The sequence below is a fragment of the Variovorax sp. GW821-FHT09B05 genome, from assembly GCF_059418265.1.
Genome location: NZ_JBWKPN010000005.1, coordinates 476,467 through 489,058 on the forward strand (window position 1 = coordinate 476,467; position 12,592 = coordinate 489,058).

13 protein-coding genes are annotated in these 12,592 nt (G+C 70.7%); 7 read left to right on the top strand and 6 right to left on the bottom strand.

The genetic code is table 11. The features are described 5' to 3' along the window. Positions 1-51: 51 nt before the first annotated feature. The 5 genes from AC07RM_RS16485 to AC07RM_RS16505 form a co-directional block, all read right to left on the bottom strand. Positions 52-1,023 carry a FecR domain-containing protein gene (locus AC07RM_RS16485; RefSeq protein ID WP_495335213.1) on the bottom strand — a complete coding sequence of 324 codons (972 nt, stop codon included), beginning with the start codon at positions 1,021-1,023 and terminating at the stop codon, positions 52-54. After that, complete coding sequence (locus AC07RM_RS16490) at positions 1,020-1,532, bottom strand: sigma-70 family RNA polymerase sigma factor (RefSeq protein ID WP_296801521.1); 513 nt, start codon at positions 1,530-1,532, stop codon at positions 1,020-1,022. Before AC07RM_RS16490 ends, AC07RM_RS16485 begins: the two co-directional genes overlap by 4 nt. A 170-nt stretch (positions 1,533-1,702) precedes the next feature. Then, complete coding sequence (locus AC07RM_RS16495; protein ID WP_495335214.1) at positions 1,703-3,223, bottom strand: tripartite tricarboxylate transporter permease; 1,521 nt, start codon at positions 3,221-3,223, stop codon at positions 1,703-1,705. A 1-nt stretch (position 3,224) separates the two neighbouring features. Beyond that, positions 3,225-3,764 carry a tripartite tricarboxylate transporter TctB family protein gene (locus AC07RM_RS16500; RefSeq protein ID WP_296781936.1) on the bottom strand — a complete coding sequence of 180 codons (540 nt, stop codon included), beginning with the start codon at positions 3,762-3,764 and terminating at the stop codon, positions 3,225-3,227. 116 nt (positions 3,765-3,880) lie between these two features. Beyond that, complete coding sequence (locus AC07RM_RS16505) at positions 3,881-4,840, bottom strand: Bug family tripartite tricarboxylate transporter substrate binding protein (protein ID WP_093344272.1); 960 nt, start codon at positions 4,838-4,840, stop codon at positions 3,881-3,883. 165 nt (positions 4,841-5,005) lie between these two features. Between AC07RM_RS16505 and AC07RM_RS16510 the strand changes: the two genes are divergently transcribed. From AC07RM_RS16510 to AC07RM_RS16530, 5 genes are all read left to right on the top strand, one after another. After that, complete coding sequence (locus tag AC07RM_RS16510) at positions 5,006-5,686, top strand: response regulator (protein WP_495335215.1); 681 nt, start codon at positions 5,006-5,008, stop codon at positions 5,684-5,686. Continuing rightward, positions 5,683-7,104, top strand: coding sequence for a sensor histidine kinase (locus tag AC07RM_RS16515; RefSeq protein ID WP_495317839.1), 1,422 nt, complete (start codon positions 5,683-5,685; stop codon positions 7,102-7,104). The genes AC07RM_RS16510 and AC07RM_RS16515 overlap by 4 nt, the downstream gene beginning before the upstream one ends. A 3-nt stretch (positions 7,105-7,107) precedes the next feature. Then, positions 7,108-7,536, top strand: a complete 429-nt coding sequence (locus AC07RM_RS16520) for an RNA-binding S4 domain-containing protein (RefSeq protein ID WP_093344276.1) — start codon at positions 7,108-7,110, stop codon at positions 7,534-7,536. A 62-nt stretch (positions 7,537-7,598) separates the two neighbouring features. Then, positions 7,599-8,405 (top strand): PPK2 family polyphosphate kinase, encoded by an 807-nt coding sequence (locus AC07RM_RS16525; RefSeq protein WP_495335216.1) that lies wholly within the window; start codon positions 7,599-7,601, stop codon positions 8,403-8,405. Positions 8,406-8,556: 151 nt separating this feature from the next. After that, positions 8,557-8,751: a hypothetical protein gene (locus AC07RM_RS16530; protein WP_143129176.1), complete on the top strand. Its 195-nt coding sequence runs from the start codon at positions 8,557-8,559 to the stop codon at positions 8,749-8,751. A gap of 61 nt (positions 8,752-8,812) precedes the next feature. Here AC07RM_RS16530 and AC07RM_RS16535 read toward each other — a convergent pair whose 3' ends face one another. After that, positions 8,813-9,481: a hypothetical protein gene (locus AC07RM_RS16535; RefSeq protein WP_093344280.1), complete on the bottom strand. Its 669-nt coding sequence runs from the start codon at positions 9,479-9,481 to the stop codon at positions 8,813-8,815. Positions 9,482-9,627: 146 nt separating this feature from the next. On the opposite strand from AC07RM_RS16535, the gene AC07RM_RS16540 reads away from it, so the two are divergent. Beyond that, entirely contained in the window at positions 9,628-11,451 is a 1,824-nt protein-coding gene (locus AC07RM_RS16540; RefSeq protein WP_495335217.1) for an ABC transporter ATP-binding protein, read from the top strand. 55 nt (positions 11,452-11,506) lie between these two features. After that, positions 11,507-12,565: a LacI family DNA-binding transcriptional regulator gene (locus AC07RM_RS16545; RefSeq protein WP_495335218.1), complete on the top strand. Its 1,059-nt coding sequence runs from the start codon at positions 11,507-11,509 to the stop codon at positions 12,563-12,565. Positions 12,566-12,592 lie beyond the last annotated feature (27 nt).

The following is a 12,592-nucleotide window of genomic DNA, read 5'->3' on the forward strand; positions in this document are numbered from 1 at the left end:
ATCCCCTCAGTTTTTTCGCGCCGTTCTCTAAAAAATTTTCGAAGGACCCGCTCAGGCCGGCGGCCCGACCGAGACCCAGTAGCGCGTGCGCAGCCGCACCGAGATCGGCTGCGTCTGCGCGAGGAACTGCAGCGCGCGGTCGCTGTCGCGCACATGGAACACGCCCGAGACGCGCAGTTCGGCCACGGCCGGATCGCACAGCACCACGCCATGACGGTAGCGGCCGAGCTCGGCCAGCAGGTCGGCCATGCGGATGTTGCGGCCGGCGATCACGCCGTCGACCCAGCCGTCCTCGTCGAAGCCGCGGCTGGCGGCCGGCGTGCTGCCCGATTCGGCCAGCCAGCGGCTCTGGCCTGCCTGCACCACGGCCTCGGCGGGACCGTCGCCCGGATGCAGCGCCACCGCGCCCTGCTGCACGCTGACGCGCGCGCGCCGTTCGTCGATGCGCACCACGAAGCGCGTGCCCAGCGCCTGCATCCGGCCGAACGGCGTGTAGACCCAGAACGGGCGCTTCGCGGCGGCGCCGGCATCGTCGCCGGTGCTGACCATGATCTCGCCGCGCCGCAGCACCACGAGGCGGCGCTCGCCGCCCAGGTCGGTGCTGACCGCGCTGTCGGTGTTGAGCACCAGCGTCGTTCCGTCGGCCAGCCGCAGGGTGCGCTGCTCGCCGGTGTCGGTGCTGGCATCGGCCAGCAGGCGCTGCCACGGCGCGTGCTCGCGCAGCAGCCAGCCGGCGCCCAGCGCCACGCCGGCCAGCGACAGCAGCTTGAGCGCGGTACGGCGGCCGCGCTGCTGCCGGTGCAGCTGCGCGGCCTGCAGGGTGTCGCGCGCGGGGCCGGCCGGCATGCCGGCAAAGCCGCGCCGCAGGTCGCCGACGCGCTGCCAGGCTTGCGCATGGCGCGGATCGGCCGCCAGCCATTGCGCGTGCGCGCGCTGCATCTTCGGCGTGGGCTCGCCATGGGCCAGCCGCACCGACCACAGGATGGCGGCGTCGATCACGTTGTCCGGCAAAACAGTGCTCATGCTTCGAAGCGGAACGCGTAGCAAGCGCGCAACGCCTTCGCCACGTAGCGCTCGGCGGTGGCGAGCGACACGCCCAGCCGCTCGCCGATCTCGCGGCAGCTCAGGCCGTCGAACTGGGCCAGCAGGAAGGCGGTGCGCACGGCGGGCTTGAGCGTGTCGAGCATGCGGTCGATCTCGACCAGCGCCTCGAGGATCAGCAGGCGCTGCTCGGGCGAAGGCGCGGTCGCCTCGGGCATCTGCGCGAGGGTTTCGAGCCAGGCCTGCTCGAGCTCGCGGCGGCGCCAGTGGTCGATCACCAGGCCGCGCGCCACCGACGACAGGTAGGCCCGCGGCTCCTTCATGCCCACCGGTTCGCGCCGCGCCAGCAGGCGCAGGAAGACGTCGTGCGCGAGGTCCGCGGCATCGAAGGCATTGCCCAGCCGACGGCGCAGCCAGCCCTGCAGCCAGCCGTGATGGTCGCTGTACAAGCTTCGGACTTCCTGCTGCAAGGCGGATTCGGCCGCGGCCATGGCACCTCTCCAACGAGTGCCGGGCACCCATCAACGAATAAGAATAGTTCTCATTTTATGGAATTCGGCCACCGTCTGAAACCGTTCGTGTTCGCGCACAGGGCGGCAACCCAAAGAAAAAGCGCCGCGGGCATCGCTGCCCGCGGCGCTGTGTCGGTTGGCGACCGGCCTCAGCTCGAGGCCGCGAGCCGCGCGAGTTTCTTCTCGCTCATGCGCTTGGCCACGCGCGGCAGCACCAGCACGGCGACGATCACGATGACGATCACGATCGACTCGGGCCGCTGGAAGAACACCACCGGGCTGCCCTGCCCCATCGAGATCGCGTTGCGCAGGTTGGCCTCGGCCAGCGGGCCCAGGATCATGCCGACCACCACCGGCGCGGTCGGGAAGTCGAAGCGCCGCATCACCACGCCCAGCAGGCCGATGGCATAGAGCAGGAACAGGTCGAAGGTGTTCTGGCGCATGCCGTAGGCACCGACGGTCGCGAAGATCAGGATGCCGGCATAGAGCTGCGGCTTCGGGATCTTGAGCAGCTTGACCCATAGGCCCACCATCGGCAGGTTCAGCACCAGCAACATGATGTTGCCGATGTAGAGCGAGGCGATCAGCGCCCACACCAGCGCGGCCGAGGTGGTGAACAGCTGCGGGCCCGGCTGGATGCCGTAGTTCTGGAACGCGCCCAGCATGATGGCCGTGGTGTTCGAGGTCGGGATGCCGAGCGTGAGCAGCGGGATCAGCGCGGCCGTCACGGTGGCGTTGTTCGCGGCCTCGGGACCGGCCACGCCCTCGATGGCGCCGGTGGTGCCGAACTCCTGCTTGGCGTCGGCGTCCTTCGCCATCTTCTTCTCGGTGGCATAGCTCAGGAAGGTCGGGATCTCGGTGCCGCCGGCCGGGATGCAGCCGAAGGGCGTGCCGATGGCGGCGCCGCGCAGCCAGGCCGGGATCGAGCGCTTCCAGTCGCGCTTGGTCATGTGCACCCGGGTCAGCTTGTTCTGGCCCTCGACCACGCGGCCTTCGTAGAGCACCGCGTAGAGCACCTCGGCCACGGCGAACAGGCCCACGGCCACCAGCACGATCTCGATGCCGTCGAGCAGCTCGGGCATGTCGCCCGTGTAGCGGCCCTGGCCCGAGATCTGGTCGAGGCCGACGCAGCCGATCGCGAGGCCCGCGAACAGCGCCGTCATGCCGCGCAGCGTGCTCTTGCCGAGCACCGCGCTCACGGTGGTGAAGGCCAGCAGCATCAGGAGGAAATACTCGGGCGCCGCGAGCCGCACCGCGTAGTCGGCCACGAAGGGCGCGAACAGCGTGACGACCACGGTGGCGATGGTGCCGGCGACGAAGGAGCCGATGGCCGCGGTGGCGAGCGCCGCGCCCGCGCGGCCACTCTTGGCCATCTTGTTGCCCTCCATCGCCGTCACCATGCTGGCGGTTTCGCCGGGCGTGTTGAGCAGGATCGAGGTGGTGGAGCCGCCGTACATGGCGCCGTAGTAGATGCCCGAGAAGAAGATCATCGAGGCCGTGATGTCGACCTTGCCGGTGATCGGCAGCAGCATCGCCACCGCGACCGCGGGGCCGATGCCGGGCAGCACGCCGACGGCCGTGCCCAGGGCGCAACCAATGAGGCACCACAGCAGGTTGATCGGGGTGATCGCGGCCGCGAAGCCGCTCATGAGGGCGTTGAAGATGTCCATGTCAGATCCACCCGGTAGCAGTGAGGCCCGGCAGGCTGATGGCCAGGAACTTGGTGAACATCCAGAACACCGGCGCCGAGATCGCGACGCCGGTCAGGAAATCGACCACCCAGGTGCGCGCCGAGCCGGCGGCCGACTGGCCGCTCGCGCGGCGCAGGCCCTGCACCGCGAGCAGATAGCACAGCGCGCAGCTCAGGATGAAGCCGATGGTGGTGATCAGCGCCGCGTTGAGCAGCAGCCCGGCCGAGACCCAGACGAACCCGGGCCAGTAGGCGCGGTCGTCGCCCGAGGGCGCCTCGAGTTCGCGGAAGCCGCCGCTGCGCGCTTCCCAGGTGATCCAGGCGCCGCAGATGATCAGCACGATGGACACCAGCCAGGGCAGGAAGTTGGGGCCGACGCCGCCGTAGCCGGCCTCGGAGGAGATGCCGATGGCGCCGAAGGCCAGCGCGGCGCCGGTCAGCAGCACGCCGACGCCGACGACCGTTTGAGGCCACGGCGCGGACGGCGCGGCGGGGGCGGCGCCCGGGTCGGGCGGCGCCATCGAGGGATTTGGTGTTGTCATTTCTGGCTCCCGGATTCGAGCGAGACGGGCTGGATTTGAAAACGGCACGCTGTCGTGAGGGACAGCGCGCCGTGTGGGCTGGGTGGAGCGGAGGCTCAGACCATGCCGGACTTGGCCATGATGGCGCGCAGGCTCGCGAAGTCGTCGTCGACGAACTTGCTGAAGGCGTCGCCCGAGAGCACGGCCGGCGTCCAGTCGTTCTTCTTGAGCGACTCGGCCCACGAGGCGCTCTTGAGCGCGGCCAGCACCATCTCGGTCAGGGCCTTGCGCTGCTCGGCGCTGATGCCGGGCGCGCCGTACACGCCACGCCAGTTGCCGATCTCGACGTCGATGCCCTGCTCCTTGAGCGTGGGCACGTTGATGCCGGGCAGGCGCTGGGCCGAGGTGACGGCGATGGGCTTCATCTTGCCGGCCGCGATGTATTCGGCGAACTCGCTGTAGCCGCTGCCGCCGATCGTGACGTTGCCGCCGAGGATGGCCGCGGTGGCCTCGCCGCCTCCGCGGAATGCCACGTAGTTGATCTTCGAGGGATCGGCGCCGACCTTCTGCGCGATCATGGCCGCGGCGATGTGCTCGGTGGAGCCGCGCGAACCGCCGCCCCACTTCACGCTGCCCGGGTCCTTCTTGAGCTGCTCGACCACGTCCTTCATGGTCTTGAACGGCGAGTTCGAGGGCAGCACGAAGACGTTGTATTCGGTGGTCATGCGCGCGATCGGCGTGGCCTGCTCGAGCTTGACCGGCGGCTTGCCGGTGATGATGCCGCCCAGCATGACCGAGCCCATCACCATCAGCGCGTTCGGATCGCCCTTGGAACCGTTGACGAACTGGGCCAGGCCCAGTGCACCGGCGGCGCCGCCCTTGTTGTCGTAGGCCACCGTGTCGGCCACCTTGGCGTCGGTCAGCGCCTTGCCCAGCGCGCGACCCGTGGTGTCCCATCCGCCGCCGGGGTTGGCGGGAATCATCATCTTGACGTTGGCCGCGGCGCGTGCCGACAGCGGCAGCGCGCCGGCGGCGGCCAGCGCGGCCAGGGACTTCAAAAAGGTATCGCGACGCATCGTTGGTGTCTCCTGAGGGGGAAAAGGAACGGAACCTGACTTGGACCTGAACCGCTATCATGCGCCGCCCCGCTGTCAGTTGGCTGTCCACCGGACTGGGGAAAACACCGAAGCCCACCCCGCCCCGAGTCCCCGTGTGCGCGCGCCCGCGGGCCGCCCCGATCCATGAAGTTGCTGCTGGTCGAAGACGATCCCTCGATGCAGGTCACGCTGCAGCGCAGCCTCGCGCGCCGCAAGATCGACGTGCGGGTCTGCGGCGATGGCGCGCTCGCGCTCGAGCACTGGCGCGCGGTCGAGCCCGACGTGGTGGCGCTCGACCTGAGCCTGCCCAATCTCGACGGCCTGCAGGTGCTGGCGCAGGCGCGCGCCGAGGGCCTGCGCACGCCGGTGCTGCTGCTGACCGCGCGCGGCACCGTGGGCGACCGCATCGTCGGCCTCAACGCCGGCGCCGACGACTACCTGCCCAAGCCCTTCGACCTCGACGAGCTCGAGGCCCGCATCCGCGCGCTGCGCCGGCGCAACCAGAACGCCGGGGCCGACCCGGTGCTCAATCCGCAGGAGGTCGGCGGCCTGCGCTTCGAGCCCGACAGCGGCGCCATCTACCACCGCGCCGAGGTGCTCGAGCTCACGCCGCGCGAGCTCGCGCTGCTCAAGGCGCTGATGATGAAGCCCGGCCACGCGCTCACCAAGGAACGGCTGTTCGAGCTGGTGTTCCCGGGCGAGACCGACGTGCAGTACGAGGCGGTCGAGGTGGTGGTGTACCGGCTGCGCAAGAAGCTCGTGGGCACCGGCGCCGCGCTGATGACGCTGCGCGGCCTCGGCTACCTTCTTCGCGCGGAGCCATGACGACCAACCTGTCGCTGCGCGCGAGGCTGCTGTTCGGCATCCTCGCGCCGGTCGCGCTGCTGATCGTGATCAACAGCGTGAGCCTCTACCGCCAGAGCCTGGCCGCCGCCACCACCGCCTACGACCGCACGCTGCTCGCCTCGGCCAAGACCATCGGCGAACAGCTCGACGTGGAAGGCTACGACGAGCATGCCGAGCTGCGCGCGATCGTGCCCTACTCGGCGCTCGAGGCCTTCGAGGCCGACAACCGCAGCCGGCTCTTCTACCGCGTCTCCACGCTGCATGGCGAGATGATCTCGGGCTTCGGCGAGCTGCCGTTCTGGCACGGCCGCATTCCCGATCGCACGCCCTACGCCGCGCTGGTCGACTTCTATGACGCACGCTTTCGCGACCAGCCGGTGCGCGTGGCGGTGCTGCTGCAGCCGGTGGCCAGCGCGCGCGGCCGCGGCATGGCCGTGGTGCAGGTGGCCGAGACCCTGGAACTGCGCGAGACCCTGGTGCGCAAGCTGCTGCTCGACACCCTCTGGCGCCAGTTGCTGCTGATGGGCGTGATCGCGGCCGTCACCGTGTTCGTGGTGCAGCGCGCGACCCGGCCGGTGCGCCAGCTCGGCGAGGCGATCGACCGGCGCGCCGCCGACGACCTGTCGCCGATCGACGCGCCCGATGCGCCGCGCGAGCTGCGTCCGCTGATCGATGCCACCACCGAGGTCATGGGACGGCTGCAGCGGCTGCTCGACCACCAGAAGCGCTTCGTGCGCGACAGCGCCCACCAGTTGCGCACCCCGCTGGCGGTGCTCAAGGCGCAGGTGCAGTCGGCGCGGCGCGGCGACCTGGCGCCCGAGCAGGCGCTGGTCGAGATCAATCAGACCGTGGACCGCGCGACCGCGCTGGCCAACCAGATGCTCTCGCTGGCCAAGGTGGAGCAGCTGCGCCAGCAGCCCGAGTCGGTGCGGCTCGACCTGGCCGAGGTGGCGCGCCAGATCGTGCTCGACCTGTCGCCGCTGATCGCCGACAAGGCGCTCGACTTCGAGCTCGATGCCGACGCGCCGGTGCCGGTGCGCGCCCACCGCTGGATGCTGCAGGAGCTCACGCGCAACCTGCTGCACAACGCGATCAAGCAGTCGCCGGCCGGCGGCGCGTTGTCGGTGGCGGTACGCGCCGAGGCCGGCGAGGCGATGCTGCGGGTGCGCGACAGCGGCCCGGGCATCTCCGCCGAGCTGCGGCAGCGGCTGTTCGCGCCCTTCTCGGCCGGCGACAGCGCCAGCGGCTCGGGCCTGGGCCTCGCGATCTGCCGCGAGATCGTGCTCGCGCTCGACGGACGGATCGCGCTCGACAACCGCACGGGGCCCGACACGCGGGACAATATCGCCGGGCTCGACGCCGTCGTGCACCTGCCCCTGGACCGGCACACCTCCTGATTTATGGATCGTCTTCGCATCGACAAATGGCTTTGGGCCGCCCGCTTCTTCAAGACCCGCTCGCTGGCGGCCGAGGAGATCGGCAAGAACCGCATCCTGGTGAACGGCGACGTCGCCAAGGCCTCGCGCGAGGTCAAGGTCGGCGACGCCGTCGCGATCCGGCTCGGCCCGTTGACCCGCACCGTCACCGTGCGCGGCCTCAGCGGCCAGCGCGGCCCGGCGCCGGTGGCCCAGCAGCTCTACGAGGAAACGCCCGAGAGCCTGGCCGCGCAGGCCGCCTTCCGCGAGCAGCGCCGCATGGGCAGCGAGCCCGCGCTCGCCATCGAGCAGGGCCGCCCGACCAAGCGCGACCGGCGCGTGCTCGACGACGCGGCGCGCCATGCCGAGTGGGACAACCGCTGGAGCGCCTCGATCGATCCCGACGAGCGCTGACAGCCGCGGCGCGCGCATCGCGTACCCTGTGGCCTTCGTTCATTCAACGGAGACCGCAGGCCATGGCCAGCTTCAAGAAGTACCGCGTCGGCAGCAAGTTCCAGCTTTCCCGCATCGATCCCGGCGACACGCCCTTCCTCAAGGGCAACGAGGCCGCGCAGCGCGACCGCCTCGACGCCCTGGCGATCGAGCTCGACGAACAGCAGAACCTGCTGCATGCCGAAGGCCGGCGCAAGCTGCTGGTGGTGCTGCAGGGCATGGACACCAGTGGCAAGGACGGCACCGTGCGCTGGGTGTTCTCGCGCACCTCGCCGCTGGGCGTGCGCGTGAGCGCCTTCAAGGCGCCCAACGACGAGGAGCGCGCGCACGACTACCTGTGGCGCTGCCATGCCGTGGTGCCGCGCACCGGCGAGGTCATGGTGTGGAACCGCAGCCACTACGAGGACGTGCTGGTGCCGGTGGTCGAAGGCTGGATCGACAAGGCCGAAACCAAGCGCCGCTATGCGCAGATCGAGGACTTCGAGCGCCTGCTCGTGGAGACCGGCACCACCATCGTGAAGTGCATGCTGCACATCGACAAGGAGGAGCAGCGCCAGCGGCTGCAGGCGCGCATCGACACGCCCGGCAAGGAATGGAAGTTCAGCATGGCCGACCTCGAGGTGCGCACCAAGTGGGATGCCTACCAGCGCGCCTACGACAAGGCACTGGCCGCGACCTCGAGCGCGCATGCGCCCTGGCACGTGATCCCGGCCAACAGCAAGCGGCACCGCAACCTGATGATCGCCGAGCTGCTGGTGAAGACCCTGCACGAGATGGACCTGAAGCCGCCGCCGGCCGATCCCGCGCTGCGCGGGCTGGTCGTGAACTGAGCTGCACGCCTTCAAGGGCCGAGCGCCCGCGCGCGGACTGCGCGAGCGCCTACGCGACGCCGTCACCGAAGCGAACTAAGGTTCCACCGTGCGGATCGAAGCCCCTGCGACGGTGCTTCGCCGCGCATCCACTCCCATGAAGGACTCCAACATGAAAAAGACCCTCTTCATCCTCGCGGCCGCCCTCGGCCTGCTCGCTTCCTCCGGCGCCGTCATGGCCCAGCCCCATGGCGGCCCCGGCTACGACCGACCGCACATGGCACCGCACCACCGCAAGCACAAGGTCTGGGTGCCGGCCCACCGCGAACACGGCCGGCTGGTGCGCGGGCACTACGTCTGGCGCTGAGCCAGCCCAACGAAAAAGCGGCGCCGAGGCGCCGCTTTTTTCTTGATCGGTCGAACCCGGTTCAGGAGCGCCGCATGGGCGCCTGCGCCAGCACGCGGCACTGGCCGAACTCGCAGCGCACGGCCCAGCTGCCACCGTTCTCGCACGGCACGGTGTAGGCCTCGTAGCCCGGGCCCTTGGCCGTGAGCTCGGCGCGCGGCTGCAGGTTGCAGCGGCCGTTCTTCGCGATCCGCTCGACGTTGTAGGTGTCGACGCCGGTGCGGCGCGGCGCGAACGACTCGACCGGCGAGTAGCCGTAGGCATAGAAGCTGTCGCGCACGTTGGGGTCGAGGTTGCGGTAGCCGCGCTTGGCCATGCAATGGACCACGGCGATCTGCTGGTGCTCGGCGATCACGGCTTCGGGCGGGCGCGAAGTCATGTCGGCCACGACCGCGGCAACGCTGGTCCAGGCGGCGGCGCCCGCGATGCCCTGGCCGTGCACGGTGATCAGGCCCAGGCCGAAGGCGGCCCACATGCCGTTGTTGTCCTCGTTGCGTGCGGTGATGCGCAGGGCGGAGGTGCGGCAGTCGGCCACGTCGGCGTCGTAGCGCGCCTTGTCCACGCCCTGCATCGCCACCATGGGCACATAGGACAGGCCGCGGCCGGTTCCGGGCTCGGTCGGCGTCGGCGGCGTGCTGACGCAGCCGGCCAGGGCCACGACCGCGCACGCAAGGCTCAACAGCAGCTTCATGGGATCCCTCGTCCTCTACTTCGCGTAAGTTGCGGCGGATTTAACCATACATAAAGTTACTTTTGCATCGCCTCGTTGCGGATCAGCGACGCGCGCGTGCCGCGCTCCTACGCCGGGCGACCCTCGGCCTTGGGCACACTGCCCCCATGCAATCCACGAGCACCCGGCCCGGCAGCGCCATCCGCGAACTCTATGCAGCCCTGTGGCACTTCGCCGCCGGCGCGCGAGGCCAGCTGCTGGGCGCCACCGCGCTGCTGGCCAGCTCGCAGCTGATCCGCCTCACCCTGCCCTACCTGGCGGGCCAGGCCATCAACGCGCTGCAGCGCGGCGACTTCGGTGGCGCCGGCCGCTGGATCGCCACGCTGGCCGGGGTCTACGTGGGCGCCTGGGCGCTGCACGGGCCGGGCCGCATCCTCGAGCGCAACGTGGGCGTGAAGGTGCGCGAGACGCTGGCCGACCAGCTCTATGCGCGCATCGCCGCGGCACCGCTGGCCTGGCACGACGGCCACCATTCGGGCGAGCTGCAGCACCGGGTACACCAGGCCAGCCGCGCGCTGTCGGACTTCGCGCAGAACCAGTTCATCTGGCTCACCAACCTCGTCAACTTCGTCGGGCCGCTGGTGGCGCTGGCGCTGCTGTCGCGCACCAGCGGGGCCACGGCGCTCGCGGGCTACGTGCTGATCGCGGTCGTGATCCTGCGCATCGACCGCGCGCTGATGCGGCTGGCGCGCACCGAGAACGATGCCGACCGCCGCTACGTGGCGGCGCTGCTCGACTTCCTCGGCAATGCCTCGACCGTGATCGGACTGCGGCTGCAGGGCGCCTCGCGGCTGCTGCTGCGCCGGCGCATGCGCGCGGTGTCAGAACCGCTGAAGCGCACCGTGGTGCTCAACGAGGGCAAGTGGTTCGCGGTCGACCTGATGGGCCTGGCGCTGACCTGGGGGCTGGTGGTCATCTACGTCTGGCAGTCGCGCACGCCGGGCCAGGCCGTGATGCTGGGCGGCGTGTTCATGATCTACCAGTACGCGCAGCAGGCCGCGGGCGTGGTCACCTCGGTGGCGGCCAACTTCAGCTTCTTCGCGCGCATGCACACCGACTACGGCAGCGCCGCGCCGATCTGGGACGCGCCGAAGGGCGACTCGCTGACCACGCCACCCGAGCAGGTGCCCGCGGCCGAGCGCATCGATGCCGAGGCCGCCTGGCAGACGCTGGCCGTCGATGCGCTGGACTGGAACTACGCACCGCGCGGCGGCGCACCCACGACGACGACGGCCCCCAGCGAGGAGCGCCCGCGCGGCGGCCTGCACGCGGTGTCGCTCGCATTGCGGCGCGGCGAACGCGTGGCGCTGGTCGGCCCGAGCGGCGGCGGCAAGAGCACCTTGCTGCGCGTGCTCGCAGGCCTCTATGCGCCGCAGGGCGGCGTGCTCGCGCTCGACGGCCAACCCGCCGACTGGACGCAGCTGCGCCGCATCGCCACGCTGATCCCGCAGGAGACCGAGCTGTTCGAGGCCAGCGTGCGCGAGAACCTCGCCTTCGGCCTGCCCCTCGACGACGACGCGCTGCGCGCCGCGCTGCATGCGAGCACCTTCGACGAGGTGCTGGCCGCCACGCATGGCGACCTCGACACGGCGGTGTCGGAGCGCGGCTTCAACCTCTCGGGCGGCCAGCGCCAGCGGCTGTGCCTGGCGCGCGGCGTGCTCGCGGCCCAGGGCAGCTCGCTGCTGCTGCTCGACGAACCCACGAGCGCGCTCGACGCCGCCACCGAGGCGCGCGTGCTCGAACGCATCGCGCAGGCCTTTCCACGCGCCTGCGTGGTGGCCTCGGTGCACCGGCTGAGCCTGCTCGAGCGCTTCGACGCGGTGGTGCTGATGGAGGCCGGCCGCGTGGTCGATGCCGGCCCGCGCGACGCGGTGTTCGCGCGCCAGCCCTTCCTGCAACGCATGGTGGCGCCCGCGGCCGCGGCGCCCTGAGCCGGACCCCGCTGCATAGAATCTCGCGCTTTCGGGCACGAGCACCGCACTGCGCATGAAACCCAAGGCCGGCAAGGCGAGCATCAAGGACGTGGCCACGCTCGCCGGCGTGTCGCTGGGCAGCGTCTCGCGCGTGATCAACAAGGTCGAGAACGTGAGCCCCGCGCTGCGCGAGCGCGTCGAGCGCGCGATGCGCGAGCTCGACTACCGACTCAACCATGCGGCGCAGGCGCTGCGCTCGCGCAGTTCGCGCACGGTGGGCTGCATGTTCACCGATGTCGCCAATCCGCTCTACGCCAAGCTCTACCGCACCTTCGAGGCCAAGCTGCGCGAGGCCGGCTACATGGTGCTGCTGGCCAACAGCCTCAACGATCCGCAATGGGAACTCGAGATCCTCTCGATGTTCCAGGGCCGCCGCATGGACGGCGTGATCATCGCGCCGGGCAACGAACGCGACCCGGCGGTGCTCGAGGCGGTCGAGAAGCTCGGCATCCCGGCCGTGATCCTCGACCGCGACATGGACGTGGCGCAGGACCAGCTGCTGTTCGACCATCCGCGCGGCGTGAAGGAGGCCGTGCTGCACCTCGCAAGCCTGGGCCATCGCGAGATGGGCCTGGTGGTGGCCGACATGCAGAACCGGCCGATGCGCCGCCGCATCGAGGGCTTCGAGGCCGGGCTCGAGGCCAGCGGCCTGGCGGCGCGGCCCGCGCACATCGTGCGGCTGCCGACCTCCACCAGCCCCGCCTTCGACGCGGTCACGCAACTGCTCGAGGGCGCGGTGCGGCCCACCGCGCTGGTCACGCTCGGCACCAGCGTGCTGGCCGACGTGCTCAACGCCATCGCCGCGCAGGGCCTGCGCATTCCGCGGGACATCTCGCTCGTCACCCTGGGCGACCCCGACTTCGCGCGCAGCCACCGCCCGCCGATCAGCAGCGTGACGGTGGACCTCGACCGCGCGGCCGAGGACGGCGTGCGGATGCTGCTCGAGCGCATGCGCGACGCGCCCGATGCGCCGCCGCGCCATGTGCTCGCACCCACGCGGTTCGTGCTGCGCGGCTCGTGCGGGCCGGCGCCCGCGCAGGCCGCCCCGAAGCCGCGCAAACGCGCGGCCTGATCCTCTTCCACGGTGGCCCGTCCGAGC

Excerpts from the sequence above, each read along its gene's own strand:
- AC07RM_RS16485 (WP_495335213.1), bottom strand. The coding sequence starts at position 1,023 with ATGAGCACTGTTTTGCCGGACAACGTGATCGACGCCGCCATCCTGTGG.
- AC07RM_RS16490 (WP_296801521.1), bottom strand. The coding sequence starts at position 1,532 with ATGGCCGCGGCCGAATCCGCCTTGCAGCAGGAAGTCCGAAGCTTGTAC.
- AC07RM_RS16495 (WP_495335214.1), bottom strand. The coding sequence starts at position 3,223 with ATGGACATCTTCAACGCCCTCATGAGCGGCTTCGCGGCCGCGATCACC.
- AC07RM_RS16500 (WP_296781936.1), bottom strand. The coding sequence starts at position 3,764 with ATGGCGCCGCCCGACCCGGGCGCCGCCCCCGCCGCGCCGTCCGCGCCG.
- AC07RM_RS16505 (WP_093344272.1), bottom strand. The coding sequence starts at position 4,840 with ATGCGTCGCGATACCTTTTTGAAGTCCCTGGCCGCGCTGGCCGCCGCC.
- AC07RM_RS16510 (WP_495335215.1), top strand. The coding sequence starts at position 5,006 with ATGAAGTTGCTGCTGGTCGAAGACGATCCCTCGATGCAGGTCACGCTG.
- AC07RM_RS16515 (WP_495317839.1), top strand. The coding sequence starts at position 5,683 with ATGACGACCAACCTGTCGCTGCGCGCGAGGCTGCTGTTCGGCATCCTC.
- AC07RM_RS16520 (WP_093344276.1), top strand. The coding sequence starts at position 7,108 with ATGGATCGTCTTCGCATCGACAAATGGCTTTGGGCCGCCCGCTTCTTC.
- AC07RM_RS16525 (WP_495335216.1), top strand. The coding sequence starts at position 7,599 with ATGGCCAGCTTCAAGAAGTACCGCGTCGGCAGCAAGTTCCAGCTTTCC.
- AC07RM_RS16530 (WP_143129176.1), top strand. The coding sequence starts at position 8,557 with ATGAAAAAGACCCTCTTCATCCTCGCGGCCGCCCTCGGCCTGCTCGCT.
- AC07RM_RS16535 (WP_093344280.1), bottom strand. The coding sequence starts at position 9,481 with ATGAAGCTGCTGTTGAGCCTTGCGTGCGCGGTCGTGGCCCTGGCCGGC.
- AC07RM_RS16540 (WP_495335217.1), top strand. The coding sequence starts at position 9,628 with ATGCAATCCACGAGCACCCGGCCCGGCAGCGCCATCCGCGAACTCTAT.
- AC07RM_RS16545 (WP_495335218.1), top strand. The coding sequence starts at position 11,507 with ATGAAACCCAAGGCCGGCAAGGCGAGCATCAAGGACGTGGCCACGCTC.